Consider the following 24,809-nt stretch of genomic DNA (forward strand, 5'->3'; position numbering starts at 1 on the left):
GCCTCAGGTGATCGCCAGGTCCGTGCGCAGGGGCCGGCCCTGGGCGGCCCGCCACACCGCGGCGGGCGTCAGCGGCATGTCGACATGGCGTACGCCGAGCGGCTTCAGCGCGTCGACCACGGCGTTGACCACCGCGGCGGGCGAGCCCACCGTGGCGGACTCGCCGACGCCCTTGGCTCCGATGGGGTGGTGCGGGGAGGGGGTGACGGTCTCGCCGAGTTCCCAGGACGGGCACTCGACCGAGGTGGGCAGGAGGTAGTCCATGAACGACCCGCCGAGGCAGTTGCCGTCCTCGTCGAAGGCGATCACCTGCATGAGCGCCATGCCGAGGCCGTCGGCGAGTCCGCCGTGCACCTGACCCTCGACGATCATGGGGTTGATCCGGTTGCCGCAGTCGTCCACGGCGACGAACCGGCGGACCTTCACCTGGCCGGTGTCCGCGTCCACGTCGGCGACGCAGATGTACGCGCCGAAGGGGAAGGTGAGGTTCGGCGGGTTGTAGACGCAGGTGGCGTCCAGGTGGCCCTCGACGCCCTCGGGCAGCTCCAGGTTGGAGTGTGCGGCGAGCGCGATCTCGGCCATGGTCCGTCCCTGGTCGGGGTCTCCCGTGACGAACCAGCGGCCCTTCTCCCATTCCAGGTCGTCCGGGCTCACTTCGAGCATGGCGGAGGCGACGATCTTCGCGCGTTCGCGCACCTTGCGGGCGACCATCGCGGCCGCCGCTCCGGACACCGGTGTCGAGCGCGACCCGTAGGTGCCGAGCCCGAACGGGGTCTGGTCGGTGTCGCCGTGCACCACCTCGACGTCCTCGGGCGGGATACCCAGTTCCTCGGCGACGATCTGCGCGAACGTCGTCTCGTGGCCCTGCCCCTGGGTCTGCGCGGAGATCCGCAGGACGGCCTTGCCGGTGGGGTGCACACGCAGTTCGGCGCCGTCGGCCATGCCAAGACCGAGGATGTCCATGTGCTTGCGGGGGCCGGCGCCGACGGCCTCGGTGAAGAAGCTGACCCCGATGCCCATCAGCTCGCCACGCTCACGTTTTTCGGTCTGCTCCCGGCGCAGGTCCTCGTAGTGCGCGATGTCCATCGCGAGGCGCAGGGCGCGCGGGTAGTCGCCGGAGTCGTACTCCCATCCGGTCTGCGTCTGGTACGGGAACTGCCCGGGCCGCAGCAGGTTGCGCATCCGCAACTCGGCCGGGTCCATGTCGAGTTCGGCGGCGAGCACGTCGACCATCCGCTCGACCAGGTACACGGCCTCGGTGACGCGGAACGAGCAGGCGTAGGCGACACCGCCGGGCGCCTTGTCGGTGTAGACGCCGGTCACGGTGCAGTGCGCGGCGGCCAGGTCGTACGAGCCGGTGAACACGCCGAAGAAGCCGGCCGGGAACTGCGTCGGCTGCGCGGTGGCGTTGAACGCGCCGTGGTCGGCGATGACGTGGACGCGCAGGCCCAGGATCTTCCCGTCCTTGGTCGCCGCGATCTCGCCGTGCATGTGGTAGTCGCGGGCGAAGGACGTGCTCATCAGGTTCTCCGAGCGGTCCTCCACCCACTTGACCGGCTTGCCGGTGACGATCGAGCCGACGACCGCGCACACGTAACCCGGGTAGATGCCGACCTTGTTGCCGAATCCGCCTCCGATGTCCGGGGAGATGATGCGTATCTTGTGCTCCGGGATGCCGGCCACCATCGCGTACAGCGTGCGGTGGGCGTGCGGGGCCTGCGTGGTGGACCACACCGTCAGCTTTCCGGTGATGGCGTCCATGTCCGCGACGGTGCCACAGGTCTCCAGCGGCGCCGGGTGCACCCGCGGATACAGCATGTCCTGCGCCACCACGACCTCGGCGCCCGCGAAGACCTCGTCGGTGCGCTCCTTGTCGCCCGCCGACCAGTCGAAGATGTGGTTGTCCCGCTGGCCCTCCTTGTCGTCGCGGATCACCGGTGCGTCCGGCTCCATCGCCCGCAGGGCGTCGACGACCGGTGGCAGCGGCTCGTACTCCACATCGATCAGCTCGAGAGCGTCCCGTGCGGCGTAGGGGTCCTCGGCGACGACGAAGGCGACCTCCTGGCCCTGGAAGCGCACCTTGTCGGTGGCCAGCACCGCCTGGGTGTCGTACGAGATCGTGGGCATCCAGGCCAGCCCGAGACCGGCCAGGGTCTCCCCGGTGATCACGGCCTTGACCTTGGGGTGCGCCTCGGCGGCGCTGGTGTCGATCGACACGATCCGGGCGTGCGCCAGCGGGCTGCGCAGAATGGCGCCGTGCAGCATGCCGGGCAGCCGTACGTCGTCGACGTAGGTGCCGTGGCCGCGGACGAACCGCGCGTCCTCCTTGCGGGGCATCCGTCCGAAACCGACCGGCCGCTCCTCGGTGGTCGTCATGCCCGCACCTCCTCGCGGCCGGGCGCCGGCTCTTCGCGAGCGGGCGCCGGCTCGGTGCCCGCGTCCGCGGTCCGCGCCCCGCCGCCGTGCTCGGCGGCCCAGCGGATGGAGCGCACGATGTTCTCGTAACCGGTGCAGCGGCACACCTGTCCGGAGATGGCCTCGCGGATCTCCTCCTCGGACGGATCGGCGTTGTGGTCGAGCAGCCAGCGGGCGGTCATCATCATCCCCGGCGTGCAGAAGCCGCACTGCAGCCCGTGGCAGGCGATGAACCCCTGTTGCACCGGGTCGAGTTCGGTCCCGTGCGCCAAGCCCTCGACGGTGCGCACCTCATGGCCGTCGGCCATCACCGCGAGCACGGTGCAGGACTTGACCGGCGTCCCGTCCAGCCAGACGGTGCACACCCCGCAGTTGGAGGTGTCGCAGCCCCAGTGGGTGCCGGTGAGTCCGAGTTCGTCGCGCAGGAAGTGCACGAGCAGCAGCCTGGGTTCGACGTCCCTCGTGTGCTGCTCGCCGTTCACGGTCACGGTGATCCGCATGTCATGCCTCCTGCCCCTGGGCACGTGCGGCGGCGGCGCGCAGCGCCCGCGTCGTCAGCTCCCCGGCCAGATGCCGCTTGTAGTCGACCGGACCGCGCTGGTCCGCCGTCGGCCGGCACTCCTGCGCGGCGATCCGGCCCGCCTCGGCGAAGGCTTCGTCGTCCGGCCGTCCGCCGCGCAGGAAGTCCTCGGCCTGCACAGCCACGAACCGTGGGGCACCCACCGCGGTCAGCCCGATCCCGGCCTCGGTGATGACCCCCTCTGAGATCTCCAGCACCGCGCCCGCGGCGACGACCGCCCAGTCGCCGACCCGGCGCTCGACCTTGCGGTAGGCGCTGGCGTGCGAGCGGATGGGCACGCGGATCTCCACCAGTAGCTCCGCCTCGTCCAGCGCGGTCTCGTACGGTCCGAGGAAGAACTCCCTGATCGCGATGGTGCGCCTGCCGCCGGGGCCCTGGGCGACGAGGGTCGCCCGCAGTGCCGAGAACGCCGCGGACAGGTCCTCCGACGGATCGGCCTGGCACAGCGAGCCGCCCACGGTGCCGCGGTTGCGGACGAGCGGATCGGCGATGACCCGTTCCGCGTCCCGCAGGATGGGGAAGTGCTCGCCGACGACCGGCGAGGCGAGCAGCTCCGCGTGGCGGACCATCGCTCCGACGGCCAGGTCGTGCCCGTCCACCCGGATCCGCGCCAGCTCGCCGAGGCCGTTGATGTCGATCAGGGCCTCGGGCTGGGCCAGCCGCAGCTTCATCATCGGCAGCAGGCTGTGTCCGCCCGCCACCACCCGGGCCTCGGGGCCGTACCGTGTGAGCAGCTCGATGGCCTGCTCAAGGCTGGTGGCCCTCTCGTACTGGAATGCCGCCGGTACTTGCATCGGGCCCTCCTGGATCGCTGTGCCCGTTGCTGAAGTGATGCTGCGCTCTTCCGGACCGGCCAGGCAATGGGTGGATAAGCATTCACTTATCACTGCGAACGCGAGAAAATCGGACGGTGACCGTCACGCAGCTCAGCACCTTCGTGCTGGTTGCCCGGCTCGGTTCGGTGGGCGCCGCGGCGCGGGCTCTGGACGTGAGCGAGTCCGCGGTGTCGCAGGCGCTCGCCGCGTTGCGGAGCCACTACGGCGATCCGCTCATCCGGCGCACCGGCGGCGGTGGGATGCGTCTGACGCCCGCCGGGGCGCGGCTGCTGCCGGTCGCGTCGCGGATGGTCGCACTGAGCGCGGAGGCCGAGGCCGCGGTGCGGGCGGCACGGGGTGCGCCCGACGAACTGCGGGTCGTCGCCACGAGCACGCTGGCCGAGTTCGTGCTCCCGTCGCTCGTGGAGGCCTTCGCCTGCCGCTCGGGGCGCAGGACCGAGACGTCGTTCGGGGTGGCCTCCGGCAACGAGATACGCGTACTGGTGGAGAACCGGCTGGCCGACGTCGCGCTCGGGCCGTATCCCGGTGCCGCCCGCAGGGGCGAGCTGGTCAGCGAGCCGCTGTTCCGCACCCAGCTGGTCGTGGTGACCGGCGCCAGGTCGCCGCGGCCGCCCGGTCCGCCGCCGCAGTGGTCGTGGCTGGTCGATTCCTCCGGGACCGATCCGGACGCGGACTCCGGGCGGCTGCTGCGTCGGCTCGGTGTGGCCGAAGGGCATGTGTGGGTGTTCCCCAACCAGGCCGCGACCTGGGCGGCCGCCGCCGAGGGCGCGGGGGTGGCACCGGCGTTGGCCCATCTGGTGTCGCCCCGCATCCTCCGTGACGAGCTGCGCATCCTGGAGACCCCGGCCACGCCGTCGGACGCCACGTGGCACGCCACCGTCCTGCAGCCGGAGCAGCGTTCCCCGGCCACCGACGCGTTCCTGCACTTCCTGCACACGCCCGCGGCGACCCGCATCATGCGCGCGCCCGGCGCGGGCGTCCCGCCCTCCCGGTTCCGGCCCCCGGTGTACGTCACGCTCTGGGGCGCGTGAGGGAGCAGGCCCTCCCCCGTTGACGCAGGGGTGCGTGCGGCTTCCGTCCGGTCGGCGGGTGAAGCCGCCGCCCGAAGATCACGGCGCCTACGCTCAGGTGCATGGTTGAGCATCGCATGGTTGACGTGAACGGCGTTCGGCTGCACATCGCCGAGCAGGGCGACGGCCCCCTGGTCGTGCTGCTGCACGGCTTCCCCGAGTCATGGCACTCCTGGCACCACCAGTTCGGTCCCCTGGCCGACGCGGGGTTCCGAGTGGTCGCGCCCGACCAGCGTGGATACGGACGCAGCGACCACCCCCGCGATGTCGACGCCTACACCATCCTCCACCTGGTCGGCGACGTCGTCGGACTGGTCCAGGCCCTGGGTGAGGAGAAGGCGTACGTCGTCGGGCACGACTGGGGCGCGCCGGTCGCCTGGCACACCGCCCTGCTGCGACCGGACATGGTGCTCGGGGTGGCCGGCCTGAGCGTGCCGCCCCCCTTCCGTGGGACACAGCCTCCGCTGGCCGCCATGGACGAGCGGTTCGGCGGCCGCTTCTACTGGAACTACTTCAACCGGCCCGGCGTCGCCGACGCCGAGCTGGCGAAGGACACGCGCACCGCTCTGCGGAAGATCTTCTACTGGGCTTCCGGCGACGCTCCCGGCGCCGGCGAGGGCGGGCAGCCGCTGGTCGACCCCGAGCGCGGCTGGCTCGCGGTCATGCCCGACCCCGAGGTACTGCCCGAGTGGTTCACCGAGGACGACCTCGACGCGCTCACCGAGAGTTTCTCCCAGGGCTTCACCGGGGCGCTCAACTGGTACCGCAATCTCGACCGCAACTGGGAACTGACCGCTGCGTGGCACGGCGCCGTCGTCACCCCGCCCGCCCTGTACGTCTACGGCGACCGTGACGTCGTCCCCGCCTTCCCCGGCACGCCCGAACTCATCGAGCGCCTGCCCGCCCTGATGCCCAACCTGTGGCGCGAGCCCCTCAAGCTGGCGGGCTGCGGCCACTGGACCCAGCAGGAGCGCCCGGACGAGGTGAACGCGGCGCTCATCGACTTCCTCAGGGCGACTTCCTGAGTCGTGGAAGACGGAGACCCCTCCGGGGTCGCTCGTGAGCGTGCGCGCAACCCCGTGGCGGCACACCGCCGCCGTGTCACGCTCGCCGGTCTCTCCCCTGGTCCTGGGGCGTGGTCACCACGTTGGCCAGGGGCTCTCCGGCCGTGTAGCGGGTCAGCTGGGCACGGACCAGCGAAAGTGCTCGGGGGCGGAACGCTGAGGTGGTTGCGGCCGCATGGGGGCTGATCAGGGTGTGGGGGGTCGTCCACAGGGGATGGCCCGGTGGCAGCGGCTCCGGGTCCGTGACGTCGAGTGCCGCGCTCAATCGCCCGCTGTGCAGGGCGCTGACCAGTGCCGTGGTGTCCACCACCGGGCCTCGGGCGATGTTGACCAGCAGGGCTCCGTCCCTCATCCGTGCCAGGAACCGTGTGCCGACCAGTCCGCGGGTCGCGTCCGTGAGCGGCACGGTCAGCACCACCACGTCGGCCTGCGGGAGCAGGGACTCCAGCTCGTCCATGGAGTGCACCGGCCCTTGGGGCAGTTGTCGTGCGGTGCGGGCCACGCGCAGCACGTTGCACTCGAACGCCGTCAGGCGCGTTTCGACGGCGGCGGCGATGGAGCCGTAGCCGAGCAGCAGTACCGTCCGGTCGGCCAGCGCGGGACGGAAGCCGGGTGTCCAGCGCTGCGCGTCCTGGGAGCGGACGAAGTCGGGGATGCCCCGCAGTGCGGCGAGCGTCAGCGCCACCGCGTGTTCGGCCGTGCTGGTCGAGTGGACGTCTCTGGCGTTGCAGAGCGTGACTCCGGCGGGCAGGTGGGGCAGTACGTCGTCGACGCCCGCGCTCAGGGACTGCAGCACGCGCAGGGCCGGCAGTGCGGGCAGCAGAGGCAGCGCCGCGCTGGTGAAGGTGTACGGGATGACGAAGAACTCGACGGCGTCCAGGGCCCGGCCGTCGGGGGCCCGACCCGTGCCGTCCCAGACCAGCGCATGCCATCCCGGAGGCAGACCGCCGAGGTCGGCGGGCGTGAACGGCAGCAGGAGCCGCTCTCTGTCCGAGGTCTTGGCGGAGGTCATCGGGCGGACTCCTGGCGCGACGGCCGGCTGCGGTCGGGGGACAGCGGGTCGGCTCGTGCAGCACGTCATGGAATGACGGGTGATAGTGGATGTGCACCAGTGTTCCACCGTCACCTCAGGGAGGCTCGTTGACCAGCGCGGTCGGCGGTTCACGCGTGGTGATCGTGATGGGCGTGTCGTCCTCCGGCAAGTCCACCGTGGGACCACGGCTCGCAGAGCGACTCGGCGTGCCCTTCCTGGAAGGCGACGACCTCCACCCCGCGGCCAACCGCGCCAAGATGGCGTCGGGACAACCCCTCGACGACGCCGATCGGGTGCCTTGGCTGGCGGCTCTCACGGAGTGGATTCGCGCGACCGCGGCAGGTGGGCACGGGGGGGTCGCCACGTGTTCCGCGCTCAAACGCGCGTACCGGGACCAGTTCCGGCGCACCGGGGCGGACCTGTGGTTCATCCATCTCGCGCTGGCCCGTGACGTGGCCGCGGAGCGGATCGCGCGCCGCAGGGGTCACTTCATGCCCCCGCAGCTGCTCGACTCCCAGTACGAGATTCTGGATCCTCTGGAGGCCGACGAGCCGGGCGTCACCATCGACGCGTCCGGCGACCGGGAGCAGGTGCTGGCTCAGGCACTGCGCGCAGCGGCCGAGCTGCCCCGGTAGTCCGCGCCCCACAGGAGGTTCGGATGGACTTGATCCACTTCCGCATGGTCATGCCGCCCGCGCTCACCGAGCGGGCCGTCGACCTGCTGACCTCGAACGACCGCGTCCTCAACCTGGTGGTCGTGAAGTCGGCCCACGTACCGGACGGCGACGTGCTGGAGTGCGACGTGGTGAAGGGTGCCGCGAACGGCGTGCTGGACGGCTTGCGCAAGCTGGGGATCGACCGTGCGGGGGCGATCGCCGTCGACGACGTCGACCTGATGTTCTCGCACCGTGCGCAGCAGATCGAGGACGACCAGCCGAGCGCGCTCGTCCACGCGCCGCTGTGGGCCGCGGTCGAGGCCCACATCCGGGCCGGCGGGACGTACCCGCCGTCCTTCTACCTGTTCCTGGTCATCGCCGGCCTCATCGGCTCGGTGGGCATCATGACCAACTCGCAGATCCTCATCGTGGCGGCCATGGTGGTCGGCCCCGAGTACAACGCGATCACCAGCATCGCGCTCGGGCTCGACCGTCGTCACCGTCGCCGGGTCCGGGAGGGGACCCGCGCGCTGACGACCGGTTTCCTGCTGGCCATCGCGATCACGCTGGTCTTCGCCCTGCTGGCGCGGGCTGCCGACCTGCAGTCCACGGCCTTCGACCTGGGCCTGCGACCCGTCTCCCACCTCATCGACACACCGGACACCTTCTCGGTCGTCGTCGCCGTCCTCGCCGGCGTGGTCGGAGTCGTCTCGCTCACGGAGGCACGCACCAGTGCGCTGCTCGGTGTCTTCATCTCCGTGACCACGATTCCCGCCGCCTCGGACATCGCCGTCTCGCTCGCCTTCTCCGAATGGCACGAGGCGCGGGGCTCGCTGTTCCAGCTCCTGCTCAACGTGGTCGTTCTGGTGGCCATGGGTGTCATCACCCTTCGCGTGCAGCGGCATCTGTGGCGCCGCGCGGCTCGTCGTGCCGCCGCGCGGCCGCAGCACTAGCGATCCGGGCCTGTCACACCGATCGCCAGGGGCCCCACGAGGTCATCTCTCGCGACCTGCTCCGCCGCGCTGCAACTCGGCGTCGGTGAGATCCTCCAGCTCGCCGTGGGTGTCCAGCCAGTACAGCAGGACGACCGCGGGAAAGACCAAGAGGACGGCGACGAGGGTGACGAGCCCGAGCCAGCGCAGTGTGGTGTGCGCGCCCGCCCCGTCGGCGACGGTGAGTGAGGTCGGGATCAGGTAGGGGCGCTGGGCCATGCCCCAGGCGATGACGGCGGACGCCACCACCCCGACCGCCGTGACCCGGGACCAGTCCGCGGAGGGGCGGGTGAGCAGCCATGCGGTCGCGAGGGTGGCCACCACGGCCACGATCACGAAGACGAGTCCCACTCCGTGGGTGAGCCCGTGCCACACATAGGGGGCGTCCCCGTGCGTGACGACCATGGTGATCACGGCGAGGACGGCGACGACCGCCAGTGCCGCAAGCGCCCGCCGCCGGAAGTAGCCGTCGAGGTCCGGCGCGGAGAAGCGCCGGGCGTCGGCGGCCAGGAACACGGCCCCGAGCAGCGCCGTGGCCGCGATGGCGAGCAGGCCGAACAGCAGCGAGGTGGGGTTGGCCCAGGCGTCCGTCGACGCCGTCGCAGCAGCGGTCACCCGGCCCGAGGCCACTCCCCCGGCCGCGGCGCCCAGAAAGAACGGCGTCAGCAGCGAGGCGACGGCGAAGATCGCACCGTACAGACGTCGGCCGGCCAGCCTCGTCAGGGGCTTGCGCAGGGCGAAGCCGGCTCCGCGGAGCACGGTGCCGACGGCGGCCAGCGCCAGCGGCAGCCACATCGCCGTGAACACCCTTTGGAAGAACACGGGAAAGCCCGTCCACATGATGACCAGGACGAAGATCAGCCAGACGTTGTTGACCTCCCACACCGGAGCCATCGCGTGGTCGATCAGCCATCGGGGACGCTTGCCGCGTTCCGCTCCGCCGGCGGTCAGATCCCAGAAGCCGGCACCGTAGTCGGTGCCGCCACCGCAGGCGTACGCGGCGACCGCGAGCAGCAGGACGACGGCGACGACTCCGGCGATCACGTCCGGCCTCCCTCGGACGAGGCGGTCGCGTCGCCTCCGGATCCGGGCGTGCCCGCGGACCCGACCGCGGAGCGCGGCCCGTACGGCGTGTCCGTCTCCGGAGCCTGCGGTGCGCCCCGCGCGTCGGCGAGCCGCCAGCGTGTGCGCATCTTCAGCAGCACCACCAGCAACGACCCGAAGACGAAGACGTACACCAGGACGACCAGCCCGAACATGATCCACAAGCTGCTGGCACGCGTCGACGTCACCGCTTCCGCGACGCGCATGTTCTGGTACACGATCCACGGCTGGCGTCCCACCTCGGTGGTGACCCAGCCGCATTCGACGGCCACGACGGAGGCCACGCCCGCGCACGCGGCACTGCGGTAGAACCACTTGGAGGCCGGCAGCCGGCGGTGGCGCAGCCACACGAGGCCGTACCAGAGCGCGAGCAGGAGCAGCAGTGAGCCGAGGCCGACCATGGCGTCGAACGCGAAGTGGGTGATGGTGGCTTCGGCGGCCGTCGGCCGGTCGCCGGCCGGCACCGACGTCAGACCGGTGACCTTGGTGTCCGGGCGGAAACCGGCGAGGATCGAGTCGAGTTGGGGAATCTTGATGCCGCCGGAGATGGTCCCGTTCGGGTGCAGCCGGCCGAACAGGTACTCCGGGACATGGGTGTCGGTGTTCCAGACGATCTCCATGGCCGCGAACTTCACCGGCTGCTTGTGGAAGACCTGCCGGGCGATGGAGTCACCGAGCATGAACTGCACCGGTGTGCACACCGCCGCCAGGGTGAAGGGGATCGCGAAACCGAGCCGGTGGTACCGGTCCCGGCGCCCGCGCAACCAGCCGACGGCGTAGACGCCGGCCACGACGTAGCCCGCCGTCACGAACATCGCCATGACGAAGTGCCAGTACTGCGGACCGAACATGGGCGTGAAGATCGCCTTCCAGATCTTCACGTCGACGGGGTTGCCGGCGGCGTCCAGGGTGAAGCCCCGCGGGGTGTTCATCCACGAGTTGGCGGCCAGGATGCCGAAGGCGCCGAGCAGGGCCGCGAACGGCAGGGGCAGTCCGAGCAGGAAGTGGGTGCGGGCGGGAAGCCTTCGCCAGCCGTACAGATAGATGGCGATGAGGACGGCCTCCAGGAAGAAGGCCCATGCCTCGACCCCGAAGCCGATGCCGAAGACGTCGCCCCACCTGCCCATCATGCCCGGCCACAGCAGCCCGAACTCGAAGGACAGTACGGTGCCGGTGACGACGCCGATGGCGAACTGGACCGCCATCACCGCCGACCAGCGGCGCGCCAGCAGCAGGGCGGTCTCGTCGTCGCGGCGCAGGCCGTAGCCGTGCATGATCAGCGTGATCAGCGGCAGGGCCACGCCCAGCGGGACCAGGATGATGTGGGAGGCGAGGGTGAAGGCCATCTGGGATCTGGCCGGGAGCATCTGCGCCGGCGCGTCCGCCAGCAGGGTGACCGTGAAGTGCATGGGCGTCTCTCGGTGGGCCGACGGGAAGAGGGCTAGTCAGCCGCCGGTGGCGAAGCCGGGGAAGAGGGTCATCCCGCCGTCCACGTAGAGGGTGGCGCCCACGACGTAGTCCATGAGGTCGGAGGCGATGCCGACGACCGCGTTGGCGATGTCCTCGGGTTCGCCGACACGGTCGTAGGGGATCAGCCGCAAAAGGTCCTTCTGGGCCTCCGGGGTCTCCCAGGCGCTGCGGTTGATGGGGGTCTTGATGGCCCCGGGGGCGACCGCGTTCACCCGGATCTTCTTCGGGGCGAGTTCCTGGGCGAGGGTCTCCATCATCATCTGGACACCGCCCTTGGAGGAGGCGTAGTTCACGTGCCCCGCCCACGGGATGATCTGGTGCACCGAACTCATGCAGATGATCTTTCCGGCGGCACGTGAGACCTCGGGCACGACGCCGCGCCGGAGGAACTCCTTCGTCGCCTCGCGCGCGCACAGGAACTGCCCGGTGAGGTTGACGTCCAGCACCTTCTGCCACTGGGCGACGGTCATCTCGGTGAACGGGGCGTCGCGTTGCAGTCCGGCGTTGGCGACCAGGATGTCGATCGTGCCGAACTCCTGGACCATCCGGTCCATCATGGCCACGACCTGGGCCTCGTCGGACACGTCCGCCTCGTAGGCCGCCGCCTTCACCCCAAGGGCTGTGATCTCCTCGACCACCTGCTCGGCGTCCTCACGCCCGGCCACGTAGTTCACGACCACGTCGGCGCCGGCCCGGCCCAGGGCGACGGCCGTGGCCCGGCCGATCCCGGAGTTGGCACCGGTGACCAGCGCTTTCTGTCCCTTGAGCAGATGTGCGGGGATCACGTTCTGCGGTGCACCCGCGGCGGCACTCACGATGTCTGTCTCCTCCACTGCGTGGCCCGGATCAGCCGGGCCGTGGCCCGGAGGTTCAGGCGCCACACAAACACCGTGGACAAGGAGCCGCAGCGGGAGTGAGCGCGCGTTGGGCCGACCGACTGACGATCTTCGCCCGATCGGAGGCGGGGTCGCGGGTCGGGGTTCAGTCGGGGGTCCGCCAGAGCCGGTCGAGCGCGTCGTTGAGCGTCGTGGCGGCCATGATGAGGGACAGATGGGTGAAAGCCTGCGGGAAATTGCCGAGTTGTTCTCCGCTCGGACCTATCTCCTCGGCGAACAGGCCGACGTGGTTGGCGTAGGTCTGCATCTTCTCGAAGGCGTAGCGGGCCTCGGCGAGCCGCCCCGCGCGGACGAGGGCGTCGACGTACAGGAACGTGCAGAGACTGAATGTTCCTTCGCTCCCGCGCAGTCCGTCGGGAGACGCCTGGGGGTCGTAGCGGTAGACCAGGCTGTCGGAGACGAGGACCCGGTCCATGGCGTCCAGGGTGGTGAGCCAGCCGGGGCTTCGGGGGGAGATGAATCCGACCCGGGGGGCGAGCAGGAGGGACGCGTCCAGGACGTCGCCTCCGTAGTACTGGACGAAGGCCTGCTCCTTCTCGTTCCAGCCGCGTTGCATGACCTGTTCCAGGATCTCGTCCCGGGCGCGGGTCCAGCGCACGGTGTCGGCCGGCCTGCTGAACCGGGCCGCCAGCTTCAGACCACGGTCGAATGCGGTCCAGCACATCACCCGGCTGTAGGTGAAGTCCTTGCGTCCGCCCCGGGTCTCCCAGATCCCTTCGTCGGGCCGGTCCCAGGAGTCGGCGAGCCAGTCCAGGGTGGCCGTAAGGCCCTTCCACCCGTGATAGCCCACTTGCTCGCCGATCTCATGGCCCTCGGCCAGGCCGTACAGGGCCTCGCCGTAGATGTCGAGCTGCAGCTGGTCGGAGGCGGCGTTGCCGGCCCGGACCGGGTAGGAGCCGCGGTACCCCTCGAAGTGCTCCAGGATCTCCTCCGTCAGATGAGGGTCACCGTCCACCCGGTACATGATCTGCAGGGGTTCGCCGTCCGGTCCCCCGTGAGCGCCGAGGCGGGCGCCGAGCCAGCGAGTGAAGCTGGTCGCCTCCTCCACGAAGCCGAGATCGAGCAGGGCCCGGACCGACAGGGACGCGTCCCGCACCCAGGTGTACCGGTAGTCCCAGTTGCGCTCACCCCCGACCTGCTCGGGCAGCCCCATGGTGGCGGCGGCGACCGGAGCGCCCGTGGGGGCGTAGGTCAGGAGCTTGAGCGTGATGGCGGAGCGGTACACCGTGTCCGTCCAGCGGCCGCGGTAGCGCGAGGTGCGCACCCACAGCTGCCAGAAGTCGACGTTCGCCCAGAGGTCTGCGCTGGCCTCTTCGGTGGTGGGTGGTGGCGGCGCCTCTCCGCCCGGCGGGCACATGGTGAACACCACGGCGGCCGTCTCCCCGGCGTTGAGCGTGCGGGCGCCCCGGACGTCCTGCCCGTCCTGTTCGAGCGGGATCGCGCTCTGCAGGTGGGCGGTCGAGCCCGGGGCGTGGAACGTCGCCCGTTCGGGCGTGAGGTCGAGCCGGTGGTCGGCCCGCGCGTAGTCGAACCGCGGCCGGCACACGAGCTCGAAGCGCACGGTGCCGCGCACCGTGCGGGCGATCCGCACCAGTTGGTGCCGGTCGCTCGCCGTCGAACCCGGCTGGACCGGCATGTAGTCGATGATCTCGCCGACTCCGTCGGGAGACATGAAGCGGGTCACCAGGACGGCGGTGTCCGGGTAGTAGAGCTGTTTCCAGGTCCCTTCGGGGTGCTCCGGCGCAAGCAGGAAGTAGCCGCCGCGGTCGTGGTCGAGCAGGGCGGCGAAGACGCTGGGCGAGTCGAAGCGTGGCGACGCGAACCAGTCGATCACGCCGTGCGACGACACCAGAGCCGCGGTCTGCAGGTCCCCGATGAGCCCGTGGTCGGCGATGGGCGGGTAGCGATCCATGGCGGTCTCCTTGCTGGTCCCCTGCTCAGGCCGCTGCCGCCGTGACGCGTCCGGTACGGACGGCGTCGACGAGTGCCTGGTGGTCCCTCTCGTTCTGGTCGGCGTACAGCTCGGCGAACGTCACGAGCGCCCGGTCGAAGGCGTCACCGCTGCCCAGATACGAGGCGATGGCGATCCGGTCACCCGACCTCGCGTGCGCGCGAGCCAGCGAGGCACCGCACATCTCGCCGAAGGCCTGCAGTCCCTGCGGCAGCATCCGCCCGGGATCGGCGATGCCCTTCCAGTCGCGCAACTGCCTGACGTAGAAGTCCCGTCGGCGGCCGTCGATGCCGTCGGCCCGCTCCCAGCCCAGGAAGAGGTCGCTCGTGGCCTGCATGAGCCGCTGGCCGAAGACCACGCGTTCGCCCTGCGACCGGAAGCGGCCGGCGCCGGCGAAGGGTGCCAGCACCGATTCGTCGGCCTCCTTGGCCTGCAGGAACAGCGGGTCCTCGCCGTCCCTGCCGAGCAGCAGCGCGATCCAGCAACGGGTGCCCACGCTGCCGACTCCGACCACCTTGCGAGCCATGTCGACGATCCGGTACTGCTCCAGCAGAAACCGCCGGTCCGGCTGCAGAGTCTTCGCGTACCGTTCGAGCAGCCGGCGGATCTGTTTCTCCAGCGTGTCGCGCTCGGCGTCCGGAAGCAGGTCCTGGAACGGCGTGATCAGCGGCGGATCGGGCGCGATGCGGACCTCCCCGTCGACGACGTGGGTGAGCTTGCGGTAAGCCTGGAGGCTGTCCCGGGTTCGTGCCTTCGCCACTGCCTCCGACCAGACGGCGCGAGCCCGCTCGCTCATGTCCTTGACGAACCGGGACTCCACCCCCTGCTCCTCGAACTGGGCGTACCACACGGGGAGATTGCCCATCGTGGCGAACTCCCGCATCCACTCGCGGTAGGACCGCACCGTCGCCCGTACGACGCGGGCGCGCTCCTTCGCACTGAAGCCGTTGGCCCTGCCCGCGATGACGAAGCTGGCCGACAGCCGCTTGACGTCCCACTCCCACGGGCCGGGCAGGGTCTCGTCGAAGTCGTTGATGTCGAACATCAGGCGGCGCTCGGGCGAGGCCAGCAGCCGGAAGTTCAGCAGATGCGCGTCACCGCACAGCTGCGCCGTGATCCCGGACCGCGGGGTGCCGGCCAGGTCCCCGGCCATGATGGCGGCGGCCCCCCGGTAGAAGCGGAAGGGTGACTCGGTCATCCTTCCGTACCGGATCGGTACCAGCTCGGGCACCCGCTTCGCCGACTGCGCCTCGATGACGTCCACCGGGTCGGGCCGCTTCTCCGCGGGGGCGAACTCGGCGTGGCTGGAGCGGGGTACGGAACTCCGGGCCACCTTGCCGAGTGCGGCTCGCTCCTGCGGCGTACGGTGCCGGATGCTGCCGTCCGCCGCGGGGTGGGAGGTCATCGCAGCCGCTCCGCGATGCGGTCGCCGACCCGCAGGGCGTTGGCCATGGCGGTCAGCGAGGGATTGACCGCTCCGATGCTCGGGAAGAAGCTCGTGTCGACGACGTAGAGGTTGTCGAGGTCGTGGGCCTTGCAGTTGACGTCCAGGGCCGACGTCGCGGGGTCGCTGCCGAAGCGGACCGTGCCCGCCTGGTGTGCCGTGGCGCCGATGGGCATCCCCTTGTGCAGGTAGATGCTGCGCGACAGGAGATGGTGTTCGTGCATGCCCAAGTGGCTGAGCATGCCCTGCAGTTTGTGCCGCAGGCGCTCCAGACCGGCGATGTTGTTCTTCTCGTCGAGGGCGAGGTGGATCCCGTCGTCCCGGTCCAGGGTGACGCGGTTCTCGGCGGCCGGCAGGTCCTCCCCGCACAGCCAGAAGTCGACCGCGTGGTGGGCCAGCACCTCGAACGGCATGTCCGGGGCGACCGCCCCGGCCCAGCGGGGCGCTTCGCCGTGGATCTGCTCGGAGTCGGACTTGCCGAGCATCTGGATCCCGCCCAGGGGGTAGTCCCAGTCGTCGGACCCCAGGTACCAGTCGTGCAGCGCCAGAGTCTTCTGGAACTTGGTGTCGTTCGGTTCCCGGGACACGGCCATGAGGGCCATGTTGTTGTGCCGCATGTAGTGCCGGCCCACCACGTCCGAGCTGTTGGCCAGACCCTGCGGATGCCGGTCGCCGACCGAACGCAGCAGCAGAACGGCGGAGTTGACGGCACCGCAGGCCACGACCACGATGTCGGCGCTGAACTCCACGGTGGCGGGGTCTGGGTCCCCCACGGTGGCGACGACCTTGGTGACACTCCGGCCCGTCGCGTCCGTCTCCAGGCGCCGTACGTCCGCGTGGGTGACCATCTCGACGTTGGCCTGTTCCAGGGCGGGGTCGACGCAGATGACCTGGGCGTCGGACTTCGCGCCGACCAGGCAGGGGAAGCCGTCGACGCGGTCGCAGCGGATGCAGGCGCTGGTGTGGACGGCCCGACCCCGGTCGTCCTGGGTGAGGTTCACACCGATCGGGAGGTGGAAGGGGTGCAACCCCTGCTTCTCCAGGTCATGGCTGAGCTGCTCGATGCGCGGCTCGTGCTGGACCGGCGGGTAGGCGTACTGAGCGCTGGTGGGACCCTCGGTGGGGTCCTCGCCGTGCCGGCCGTGCACCAGGTAGAGGTGTTCGGCCTGCGTGTAGTAGGGCTCGAAGTCCTCGTAGCGCAGCGGCCAGGCGGGCGAGATGCCGTCGTGGTGGCGGATCTCGCCGAAGTCCTCCGGGCGCATGCGGAAGAGCGCGGCGCCGTAGAACTTGGTGTTGCCGCCCACGTAGTAGTTGACCTCGGGCGGAAACGTGTTGCCGCTCTTGTCGAACCAGAACTCCGGAGCGCGGTACTTGCCCTTGACGAACACCGCGGTCGAGTCCCAGTTGTCGCGTTCGCGGGGCAGATAGCCGCCACGTTCGAGAAGGAGGATCCGCTTTCCCGTGCCCGCCAGCCGGTGGGCGATGGTGCCGCCGCCCGCACCGGTGCCTATGACAATGACGTCGTAGTGCTGCGCTTCGGTCATGCAGGCCACCGCCCTAGGAGCCTCGTCCGGTCCTGCCCGGGGTGAAGAAATCAACCCCAGCCGTCGTCCCGCCCCGCACACCAACGTAGCTCCGGGTGATCTACCCGGCGAGTTGGGCTGTTCGGGTGAGCCGGGGCGCAGTGGCTTTCCGGGCCGGGGCGCCCGTCACAGGATGGCGAGGGGATTGACCGGGGAACCGGTGGCCGAGGGCAGCCGGAGCGGGGCGATCACGCAGAGGAAGGACCAGCGGCCCTCCTGGGCGCAGACCGGCGCGAGGTCCTCGAACCGCAGGTAGTCGAGCAGATGCAGCCCCATCGCGTGGACGGCAAGCACATGCACCGGGTACGCGACCCCCTGCACGGCGCTGGGGCCGGTGTCGTTGTTGCCGTCGCTCCCGAGCACCGACACCTCCCGCTCCGCCAGGAACTCCATCGCGGCCGGATGGAGCCCGGCACGAGCGCCGGACACGTCCCAGGGGCCGAGTTCCTCGCGCCGCAGGCGGTGCCCGACCCGCACGAGGAGAATGTCGCCCCGGCCCACGCGAAGCCCCTGCTCGGCCTCGGCGGCTGCGAGGTCGTCGGCGGTCACGTGCGACCCGGGTTCGAGCCAGGGCACCCCGTGCAGTCGGGGGATGTCCAGGAGAACCCCACGGCCGACGATGCCGTCGCGGGCCAGCTCGACGGACAGGGCCCCGGCGCCGTCCGGCGAGAGCACGTCCGCCGCCGGCAGGCCGCCGTACAGCGTGCCGTCGTAGATGACGTGGCACAACGCGTCAAGGTGGCTGTTCATGTCACCGTGAACGTTCATGGCGAAACGGTCGCGTGCGAAATCCAGGCCGCTCGCAGCCGGGCGGCCGCCTTCCGGGGCGGTGAGCCGGTGCTCGGCCGGTTCGGCGTCGTCCGGTGCGACACGCGTGTTCACGGGGGCCGCGAGCGACACCGAACGTCCGGACCGCACCTCGCGGACGGCCGCCAGCACCTGTGCCTCGGTGATCGTCCCGAGGGCGCCCCGGCCCGCGCCGCCGCCGGGTGCCGCGTCCCTCAACCGTCGGTACAGCGACCGGAAGTCGGCCTCGCTCATCACCTGGGACGTCCGCATCTCCCCACCATCCGGCAGCAGCCGGATTCCTGCACACGGAGTCGCCCGCACCCGGACCAGGGGTGTCGAGCTTCATCGCGGCTGCCGCGAGGGGCGCGGGTTCGGGTCCTTCGGTACGTTTTTCAGCATGGGGACCGATGTCGACGCGTTCCTTCGTCGGCTGGCTCAGGTGCTCAGGCCACGGGTGGACCAGTCGGTCGACGTGATGATCGAGGCGCCTCCCGACTCCATGGAGGTCGGTCGCACGTTCGCCCAGCGTGGCGTATCGATCAGCAAGCTCCTGCGTGCCTTCCGGCTCGGCCACGTGAGCCTGCTAGCTGGTCAACGAGGCGACGATCAAGCTCGTCGAGACGGCTTTCGCCTACGTCGACCGCAGCTCCGCACAGACCGTCGCCGCATACCAGGACGAGCGCGACCGCCGGCTGCAGCGGCGGCTGATCCTGACCAACGAGGCCAGCAGGCGGATCGGGACCACGCTCGACACCGCCCGCACCGCTCAGGAGCCGGCGGACGTCGGCACCGACGACTTCGCCGATCTCGTCACCGTCGACCTACCCGGCGGAGTCGGAGCCCGCTCACGCGCTGGCCACCAGGCAGCCCCTCCTGCACCGCGTCACGGCCTCGGACCTCCCCGCGTGGCTGGCACCCTCCCCTGACCACGAAGACGCGCTGCGCTCCCTCGGCTTCCACTCCGCCCTGCTGCTGCCGCTGCGGGCTCGCGGAAACACCCTGGGCCTCGCCCAGTTCTTCCGCCATCGCACCGCGGCCCCCTTCGACGACGATCTCCTCCTGGCCCAGGAGATCGCGGCCAGGGCGGCGGTGTACATCGACAACGCCCGCCGGTACACCCACGAGCGGTCCATCGCGCTCACGCTCCAGCGCAGCCTGCTGTCCCAGCGCGCGGTGGAACAGTCCGCCGTCGAGACAGCTTCCCGCTATCTGCCCACCGGGTCCCGCGCGGGCGTCGGCGGTGACTGGTACGACGTCATTCCGCTGTCCGGGGCCCGCGTCGCCCTCGTCGTGGGCGATGTCGTCGGCCGCGGCCTGTACGCCTCCGCCACCATGGGCTGCCTGCGCACGGCCGTCCGGGCCTTCGCGGACATCGACCTGATGCCCGACGAGCTGCTCACGCATCTGGACGACGTGGTCATCCGCCTGCAGCGCGAGGAGGCCCGGGACGAGGGCGAGATCAGCGCCACCTGCCTGTACGCGGTCTACGACCCCGTCTCCCGGCTGTGCTCCCTGGCCAGTGCCGGTCATGTGCTGCCGGCCGTGGCAACTCCCCTGACCACGGACGGCGATGCCCCGGTGTCCCGTTCCGTCGTCTTCCCAAGGATGCCGATCGGCCCACCCCTGGGTCTGGGCGGACTCCCTTTCGAGACCACCCAGTTCGAGCTGCCGGAGGGCAGTCTGCTGGCGCTGTACACCGACGGCCTGATCGAGAGCCGCGTCCGTGACGTGGACACCGCTCGCACGATGCTGCGCGACGTCCTCGTCCGGGCGCCGCAGTCGCTGGACGAGACCTGCGACCGGCTGCTGGCCGCGCTGCTGCCGAGCCGCCCTTCCGACGACGTCGCCCTTCTCGTGGCGCGCACCCGCGCGCTCGATCCCGGCCACGTGGCCACGCTGGACCTCCCGTCCGACCCGGCGGCCGTCTCCGGGGCCCGCGCCTACGCCTCGGACAGGCTGGCCGACTGGGGCCTGGAAGAGCTGTCCTTCACCACGGAACTCGTGGTCAGCGAACTGGTGACGATCGCGATCCGCTACGGCAGGAGCCCCGTCCAGCTGCGGATGATCCTCCAGTCCACGCTCACCTGCGAGGTCTTCGACTCCAGCAGCACCGCTCCGCACCTGCGCCGCGCCCGGACCTTCGACGAGGGCGGCCGCGGCCTGCTGCTGGTCGCCCAGCTCGCCGACCGCTGGGGCACGCGGCACGGCCGCGAGGGAAAGGTCATCTGGGCGCAGCAGTCCCTCCCCGCCGGGGGAACCTCCTGAGCCACCTGCCTGGCCTGAATACCCCCTCGACCACTTCGACGTCCACCAGGGACCGTGGCAGTCGTCCTCGGCCGGTCAGCGGGGACGGCACCGGGCTCCCCGGACGTAGCGGCCCGGGAGCGCAGGCAATGCACGCTTCAAGCAAAGGGGACGGAATGAGCATGTACGACTACGTCATCGTCGGCGCCGGATCCGCGGGCTCCGTGCTGGCGGCCCGGCTGTCGGAGGACCCCGAGGTCCGGGTGGCGCTGATCGAGGCGGGCGGCCCCGACACCGCGCAGGAGATCCATGTCCCGGCCGCCTTCCCGCAGTTGTTCAAGTCCGGCCTCGACTGGGACCTCGACTCCGACCCGGAACCGGGGATCGGCGACCGGCGGACCTACCTGCCCCGCGGGAAGATGTTCGGCGGCTCCAGCTCGATGAACGCGATGATCTACATCCGGGGCAGCCGCGCCGACTACGACGGCTGGGCCGCGGCCGGGGCCACCGGCTGGTCGTACGCCGACGTGCTGCCGTACTTCCGGTGCGCCGAGGACAACGAGCGCGGCGCGGACGAGTTCCACGGGGTGGGCGGGCCGCTGACGGTCAGTGACGGCCGGTCCGTGCACCCGCTCTCCTCGGCCTTCGTACAGGCCGCCCAGCAGGCCGGGCACAAGGCGAACGACGACTTCAACGGCGAGACGCAGTTCGGCGTCGGGCGCTACCAGTTGACGCAGCGCGGCGGCATGCGCTGCAGCACGGCCGTCGCCTATCTGCATCCCGCGCTCGAACGGCCGAACCTCACCGTGCTCTCCTCGGCCCGGGCCCACCGCGTGGTGATCGAGGGCGGCCGGGCGACGGGTGTGGAGGTGGAGCGGGGCGGCAGCGTCGAGGTGATCCGCGCCGAGCGCGAGGTGATCCTGTCCGCGGGTGCCTACGAGTCGCCGAAGCTGCTGATGCTGTCCGGGATCGGTCCCGCCGCCGCCCTGTCCGCGTTCGGCGTCGACGTCGTACGCGATCTGCCGGTCGGCCAGGGCCTGCAGGACCACTACATGACGCTGCTGAACTTCCGTACCGATGTCGAGTCGCTGATCAGCGCGGCGAGCCCTGAGAACGCCGCGCTGCTCCAGAGCGAGGGGCGCGGCCCGCTGACCTCCAACATCGGGGAGGCAGGCGGCTTCTTCCGCAGCCGGGACGGCCTGGAAGCCCCGGACGTGCAGTTCCACGCCGCCCCCGTGCTCTTCCATCAGGAGGGGCTCGGCGCGGTCGCCGAGCACGGCTTCGCCTTCGGCCCGTGCGTGGTGGCCCCGACCAGCCGCGGCGCGGTGAGCCTGCGCTCCCCGCGGCCGGACGCCGCGCCCCGGATCCTGCACAACTACCTGGTGACGGCCGAGGACCGGGACTGCATCGTCGCCGGGATCCGGATCGCCCTGGAGATCGCGGCGCAGCAGGCGGTGGCCGACGTCGTCACGGGGCCGTACGGCGACGTGCCGGCCTCGGACTCCGACGCGGACCTCCTCGCCTGGGCGCGGCGGTCCGGGCAGACGCTGTACCACCCGACGTCGACCTGTGCCATCGGCGCGGTGGTCGACCCCGAGCTGCGCGTGTACGACGTGGCCGGCCTGCGGGTCGTCGACGCCTCGGTGTTCCCGTCGGTGCCGCGCGGAAACACCAACGCGCCCACGATCATGGCCGCGGAGAAGGCCGCCGACCTCGTCAAGTCGGGCAACGGCGCCGAGGGAGCCGCGTGATGACGACTTCCGTACCCGCCACCGACCAGGTGTAGGAGCCGGAAGTCCGTGATAGAACCACCGAGTTGAGTGGTGACAGTGTGACGCGGTCACGGAGCGGGCCGTAGTGGCGCAGAGCGGAGGTCTCCGTCGATGACCAGCGCTGATCGTTCGACGCACCCGAAGTCCGGGACGCACGGCGTCGGGCGCAGACGGTTCCTCGGGTACGTGCTGGCGGCCCCGACCCTGGTGGCCGCCGCCGAACTGGGTACGGCACCGGAGGCCGATGCCGGCATTCCCTCGCCGGAGCCCACGGAACTGCTCGACCTCAACGACGTGATGACCGCGGCGGCTCTGCCGACCTCGAACCTGATCACCGTCGAGGTCCACGCGGACGGCACCGTGTCGTTCGCGCTGCCGCGGGCCGAGGTCGGGCAGGGGATCACCACGTCGACGGCCATGCTGATCGCCGAGGAACTGGACGTACCCCTGGAGCGGGTACGGGTCACCTTGGCCGACGCGCGGCCGGAGCTGCTGTTCAACCAGCTCACCGGCGCGTCCAACACGACCGTCTCGACCTACCGTCCGATCCGGGTCGCCGCCGCGGTCGCCCGGGGCCGGCTGCTGCAGGCCGCGGCGATCGAACTCGGCGCGGCGGTCACCGACCTCACCCTGAAAGCCGGGGTCGTCACCGATCTCGTGGGCCGGAGCATCGGCATCGGCGCGCTCGCCGAGAAGGCGGCGAGCATACGGACCCAGCAGGTGGCCGTGGAGCTCAAGCCGCGCGAGGACTTCACCGTCATCGGCACACCGCGCAGCCGGGTCGACGCGCTCGCCGCGGTCACCGGACGCAAGAAGTTCGCGATGGACCTCGACGTCCCGGACGCCGGGCCCACCATGGTGTGCCGTCCGCCGACCGTCAACGGCACGGTCGGATCGGTGTCCAACCTGGACGAGGTGCGCGCCATGCCGGGCGTCACCGACGCCGTCGTGATCTCCACCGGGGTGGCGGTGCGCGCGAGGACCTTCGGCCAGTGCATCGACGCCGTACGCGCCCTGCACGTCGACTGGCGGCCCGGTACCGCGGAAGGGCAGTCCGACGAGTCCGTGCTCGACGATCTGCGAGCCGCCGAACTGCCCCTCGGGCTCCCGCCGCTGACCCCCGGTGTGGAAGGGAAGTTCACGTTCCACTTCCGCGGCAACAGCGCGCTGGAGCCCAACTGTGCGATAGCCGACGTGCGATCCGACCGTGCCGAGATCTGGGCGTCCCTCAAGTCGCCGATCGTCGCCCAGGAGAGCATCGCCGCCAGGCTCGGGCTTCCGGCGCACGCGGTCAGCGTGCACGTCACCCAGGGCGGTGGCTCCTTCGGACGGAAACTGTTCTTCGACGCCGCGCTGGAAGCAGCGGAGGCCTCCCAGAAGATGGGCAAACCCGTCAAGCTCATGTGGCACCGGGCCGACGACTGCCGCCAGGGGCGCACCCACCCCATGGCCACGTCACGCGTGCGCATCGCCTACCTCGGCGACACCGTGCTCGGCTACCAGCAGCGGCACACCAGCGTCGCCACCGACCTCGGCCATGGGCTCGGCGAGGTCTTCACCTCCCTGGCCGCGAGGCTGCCCGTGGGCGACGTCGGTTTCTCCGAGACGTTCTTCCAGCTCTCCCAGTCGATGCCCTACGAGTTCGGTGCGAGCAGCCGGATGCTCAGCGAGACGAACAAGGACTTCAACACCGGGAGCATGCGCAACGTCTACTCGCCGGACGTCACCTGCGCCCGAGAACTCGTCGTCGACCGGCTCGCGGGGAGGATGGGCAAGGACCCCTTCCGGTTCCGCCACGAGTTCCTGCACGACGAGCGCGCCCGGGCGGTGCTGGAGAAGGTCGCCGAAGTCGGCGACTGGGGCCGGACGATGCCGGCCGGCACCGCACAGGGCATCGCCTTCCACTCCGAGTACCACTCCGTCAGCGCGGCGCTGGTGGAGATCGACTGCCGGCCAGAGACCGTCGACCGCCCCGTCCGCGACGGTGTGACCGGCCCCCGCGTCACCAAGGCGGTCTTCGCCGTGGACGTCGGCCTCGCCGTCAACCCGCGCGGACTGGAAGCCCAGATGATGGGCTGCGTCATGGACGGCATCGCGCTGGCCCTGACGTCCAGCCTGCATCTGCGCGACGGCTACTTCCTCGAAGCCAGCTGGGACAACTACTTCTACACCCGGCAGTGGAACACCCCACCCGAGCTGAAGATCATCGTCATGCCGACCACCACCGGCGAACCCGGCGGTGCGGGGGAACTCGGCGTCGCCGCGTCGATGGCCGCGGTCGCCTGCGCCTACGGCCGCGCCACCGGCACCATGCCCACCCGCTTCCCGATCAACCACGGCACGCTCTCCTTCACGCCCAAACCGACCGTCCCGCCGATCCCTCCGTCCCCGGCCGACGGCCTGGACCACGCCTACTGACGCAAGGAGCTCCCGTGCCCGAGCACACATTCCGCCTCAACGGCGAGCAGGTCGTCGTCGACGTCGACGACGACCTGCGGCTGTTGTGGGTGCTGCGCGACATCCTGGGCGTCACCGGACCCAAGTACGGCTGCGGCATCAACGTCTGCAAGGCGTGCACCAGTCACCTCAACGGCAAGGCCGTCAACCCCTGTGCGATTCCGGTCAAGAACCTGAAGCCGACCGACGAAGTGACCACGATCGAAGGCCTTGCGGCCACGGTGGGCGCAGACCTGCACCCGATGCAGCAAGCCTGGCTCGACCATGACGTGGCCCAGTGCGGCTACTGCCAGCCGGGCCAGATCATGGCCGCCGTGGCGCTGGTCCGCCGAGCCGCGCAGGAGGGCCGCGAGATCACCGACGCCGACCTCGACGGCATCCGCAACATCTGTCGCTGCGGCACCTACTTCCGCATCCGCGAAGCCATCAAGGCCGGGGCCGCGCACATGTGAC

18 protein-coding genes and 1 pseudogene are annotated in these 24,809 nt (G+C 70.7%); 8 read left to right on the forward strand and 11 right to left on the reverse strand.

Annotated elements, in window-relative coordinates:
- Nucleotides 1–3: 3 nt before the first annotated feature.
- Genes ACFY3C_RS02225 through ACFY3C_RS02235 form a run of 3 tightly spaced genes read right to left on the reverse strand, consistent with a single transcriptional unit; the run spans nt 4 to nt 3,789 of the window.
- Nucleotides 4–2,376, reverse strand: coding sequence for an aerobic carbon-monoxide dehydrogenase large subunit (locus tag ACFY3C_RS02225; protein WP_390769377.1), 2,373 nt, complete (start codon nt 2,374–2,376; stop codon nt 4–6).
- Nucleotides 2,373–2,915, reverse strand: coding sequence for a (2Fe-2S)-binding protein (locus ACFY3C_RS02230; RefSeq protein ID WP_386576883.1), 543 nt, complete (start codon nt 2,913–2,915; stop codon nt 2,373–2,375). Before ACFY3C_RS02230 ends, ACFY3C_RS02225 begins: the two co-directional genes overlap by 4 nt.
- A 1-nt stretch (nt 2,916) precedes the next feature.
- Nucleotides 2,917–3,789: an FAD binding domain-containing protein gene (locus ACFY3C_RS02235; protein WP_386576884.1), complete on the reverse strand. Its 873-nt coding sequence runs from the start codon at nt 3,787–3,789 to the stop codon at nt 2,917–2,919.
- 116 nt (nt 3,790–3,905) lie between these two features.
- Here ACFY3C_RS02235 and ACFY3C_RS02240 point away from each other — a divergent pair, with 116 nt between their 5' ends.
- Nucleotides 3,906–4,862, forward strand: a complete 957-nt coding sequence (locus tag ACFY3C_RS02240; RefSeq protein ID WP_390769378.1) for a LysR family transcriptional regulator — start codon at nt 3,906–3,908, stop codon at nt 4,860–4,862.
- Nucleotides 4,863–4,963: 101 nt separating this feature from the next.
- Nucleotides 4,964–5,926, forward strand: coding sequence for an alpha/beta fold hydrolase (locus tag ACFY3C_RS02245; RefSeq protein ID WP_390769379.1), 963 nt, complete (start codon nt 4,964–4,966; stop codon nt 5,924–5,926).
- A 76-nt stretch (nt 5,927–6,002) separates the two neighbouring features.
- Here the strand turns inward: ACFY3C_RS02245 and ACFY3C_RS02250 are convergent, their stop codons facing one another.
- The gene (locus tag ACFY3C_RS02250; protein WP_390769380.1) at nt 6,003–6,977 is read right to left on the reverse strand and encodes a 2-hydroxyacid dehydrogenase; all 975 of its coding nucleotides are present in this window, start codon (nt 6,975–6,977) and stop codon (nt 6,003–6,005) included.
- 128 nt (nt 6,978–7,105) lie between these two features.
- Here ACFY3C_RS02250 and ACFY3C_RS02255 point away from each other — a divergent pair, with 128 nt between their 5' ends.
- Nucleotides 7,106–7,633: a gluconokinase gene (locus tag ACFY3C_RS02255; protein WP_390769381.1), complete on the forward strand. Its 528-nt coding sequence runs from the start codon at nt 7,106–7,108 to the stop codon at nt 7,631–7,633.
- 23 nt (nt 7,634–7,656) lie between these two features.
- The gene (locus ACFY3C_RS02260; protein WP_386576889.1) at nt 7,657–8,607 is read left to right on the forward strand and encodes a DUF389 domain-containing protein; all 951 of its coding nucleotides are present in this window, start codon (nt 7,657–7,659) and stop codon (nt 8,605–8,607) included.
- 42 nt (nt 8,608–8,649) lie between these two features.
- Here ACFY3C_RS02260 and ACFY3C_RS02265 read toward each other — a convergent pair whose 3' ends face one another.
- The 7 genes from ACFY3C_RS02265 to ACFY3C_RS02295 all read right to left on the reverse strand — a co-directional run bounded on the left by ACFY3C_RS02265 (nt 8,650) and on the right by ACFY3C_RS02295 (nt 18,153).
- Nucleotides 8,650–9,690 (reverse strand): cytochrome d ubiquinol oxidase subunit II, encoded by a 1,041-nt coding sequence (locus ACFY3C_RS02265; protein ID WP_386576890.1) that lies wholly within the window; start codon nt 9,688–9,690, stop codon nt 8,650–8,652.
- Nucleotides 9,687–11,159 (reverse strand): cytochrome ubiquinol oxidase subunit I, encoded by a 1,473-nt coding sequence (locus tag ACFY3C_RS02270; protein WP_390769382.1) that lies wholly within the window; start codon nt 11,157–11,159, stop codon nt 9,687–9,689. The genes ACFY3C_RS02265 and ACFY3C_RS02270 overlap by 4 nt, the downstream gene beginning before the upstream one ends.
- A gap of 36 nt (nt 11,160–11,195) precedes the next feature.
- Nucleotides 11,196–12,035, reverse strand: coding sequence for an SDR family oxidoreductase (locus tag ACFY3C_RS02275; protein ID WP_386576893.1), 840 nt, complete (start codon nt 12,033–12,035; stop codon nt 11,196–11,198).
- 166 nt (nt 12,036–12,201) lie between these two features.
- Nucleotides 12,202–14,028 (reverse strand): glycoside hydrolase family 15 protein, encoded by a 1,827-nt coding sequence (locus tag ACFY3C_RS02280; RefSeq protein WP_390769383.1) that lies wholly within the window; start codon nt 14,026–14,028, stop codon nt 12,202–12,204.
- Between the two features lie 25 nt (nt 14,029–14,053).
- A complete protein-coding gene (locus tag ACFY3C_RS02285) occupies nt 14,054–15,472 on the reverse strand; it encodes a DUF2252 domain-containing protein (protein ID WP_390769384.1) in 1,419 nt (472 codons plus the stop codon).
- A complete protein-coding gene (locus ACFY3C_RS02290) occupies nt 15,469–17,055 on the reverse strand; it encodes a GMC oxidoreductase (protein ID WP_390769385.1) in 1,587 nt (528 codons plus the stop codon). Before ACFY3C_RS02290 ends, ACFY3C_RS02285 begins: the two co-directional genes overlap by 4 nt.
- 165 nt (nt 17,056–17,220) lie before the next feature.
- Nucleotides 17,221–18,153, reverse strand: coding sequence for a cyclase family protein (locus ACFY3C_RS02295; RefSeq protein WP_390769386.1), 933 nt, complete (start codon nt 18,151–18,153; stop codon nt 17,221–17,223).
- Nucleotides 18,154–18,280: 127 nt separating this feature from the next.
- Between ACFY3C_RS02295 and ACFY3C_RS02300 the strand changes: the two are divergent.
- The 4 genes and pseudogenes from ACFY3C_RS02300 to ACFY3C_RS02315 all read left to right on the forward strand — a co-directional run bounded on the left by ACFY3C_RS02300 (nt 18,281) and on the right by ACFY3C_RS02315 (nt 24,808).
- Nucleotides 18,281–20,148 (forward strand): annotated as a pseudogene (locus ACFY3C_RS02300) (SpoIIE family protein phosphatase).
- A gap of 155 nt (nt 20,149–20,303) precedes the next feature.
- A complete protein-coding gene (locus ACFY3C_RS02305; RefSeq protein WP_390769387.1) occupies nt 20,304–21,878 on the forward strand; it encodes a GMC family oxidoreductase in 1,575 nt (524 codons plus the stop codon).
- A 132-nt stretch (nt 21,879–22,010) separates the two neighbouring features.
- Nucleotides 22,011–24,317: a molybdopterin cofactor-binding domain-containing protein gene (locus ACFY3C_RS02310; RefSeq protein ID WP_390769388.1), complete on the forward strand. Its 2,307-nt coding sequence runs from the start codon at nt 22,011–22,013 to the stop codon at nt 24,315–24,317.
- 14 nt (nt 24,318–24,331) lie between these two features.
- Entirely contained in the window at nt 24,332–24,808 is a 477-nt protein-coding gene (locus ACFY3C_RS02315; RefSeq protein WP_390769389.1) for a (2Fe-2S)-binding protein, read from the forward strand.
- Nucleotide 24,809: the final 1 nt, after the last annotated feature.

Source organism: Streptomyces sp. NPDC001410 (genome assembly GCF_042895235.1).
Lineage (GTDB): Bacteria > Actinomycetota > Actinomycetes > Streptomycetales > Streptomycetaceae > Streptomyces.

Excerpts from the sequence above, each read along its gene's own strand:
- ACFY3C_RS02260 (WP_386576889.1), top strand. The coding sequence starts at position 7,657 with ATGGACTTGATCCACTTCCGCATGGTCATGCCGCCCGCGCTCACCGAG.
- ACFY3C_RS02230 (WP_386576883.1), bottom strand. The coding sequence starts at position 2,915 with ATGCGGATCACCGTGACCGTGAACGGCGAGCAGCACACGAGGGACGTC.
- ACFY3C_RS02250 (WP_390769380.1), bottom strand. The coding sequence starts at position 6,977 with ATGACCTCCGCCAAGACCTCGGACAGAGAGCGGCTCCTGCTGCCGTTC.
- ACFY3C_RS02235 (WP_386576884.1), bottom strand. The coding sequence starts at position 3,789 with ATGCAAGTACCGGCGGCATTCCAGTACGAGAGGGCCACCAGCCTTGAG.
- ACFY3C_RS02270 (WP_390769382.1), bottom strand. The coding sequence starts at position 11,159 with ATGCACTTCACGGTCACCCTGCTGGCGGACGCGCCGGCGCAGATGCTC.
- ACFY3C_RS02225 (WP_390769377.1), bottom strand. The coding sequence starts at position 2,376 with ATGACGACCACCGAGGAGCGGCCGGTCGGTTTCGGACGGATGCCCCGC.
- ACFY3C_RS02285 (WP_390769384.1), bottom strand. The coding sequence starts at position 15,472 with ATGACCTCCCACCCCGCGGCGGACGGCAGCATCCGGCACCGTACGCCG.
- ACFY3C_RS02295 (WP_390769386.1), bottom strand. The coding sequence starts at position 18,153 with ATGCGGACGTCCCAGGTGATGAGCGAGGCCGACTTCCGGTCGCTGTAC.
- ACFY3C_RS02305 (WP_390769387.1), top strand. The coding sequence starts at position 20,304 with ATGAGCATGTACGACTACGTCATCGTCGGCGCCGGATCCGCGGGCTCC.
- ACFY3C_RS02290 (WP_390769385.1), bottom strand. The coding sequence starts at position 17,055 with ATGACCGAAGCGCAGCACTACGACGTCATTGTCATAGGCACCGGTGCG.
- ACFY3C_RS02280 (WP_390769383.1), bottom strand. The coding sequence starts at position 14,028 with ATGGATCGCTACCCGCCCATCGCCGACCACGGGCTCATCGGGGACCTG.
- ACFY3C_RS02310 (WP_390769388.1), top strand. The coding sequence starts at position 22,011 with ATGACCAGCGCTGATCGTTCGACGCACCCGAAGTCCGGGACGCACGGC.
- ACFY3C_RS02245 (WP_390769379.1), top strand. The coding sequence starts at position 4,964 with ATGGTTGAGCATCGCATGGTTGACGTGAACGGCGTTCGGCTGCACATC.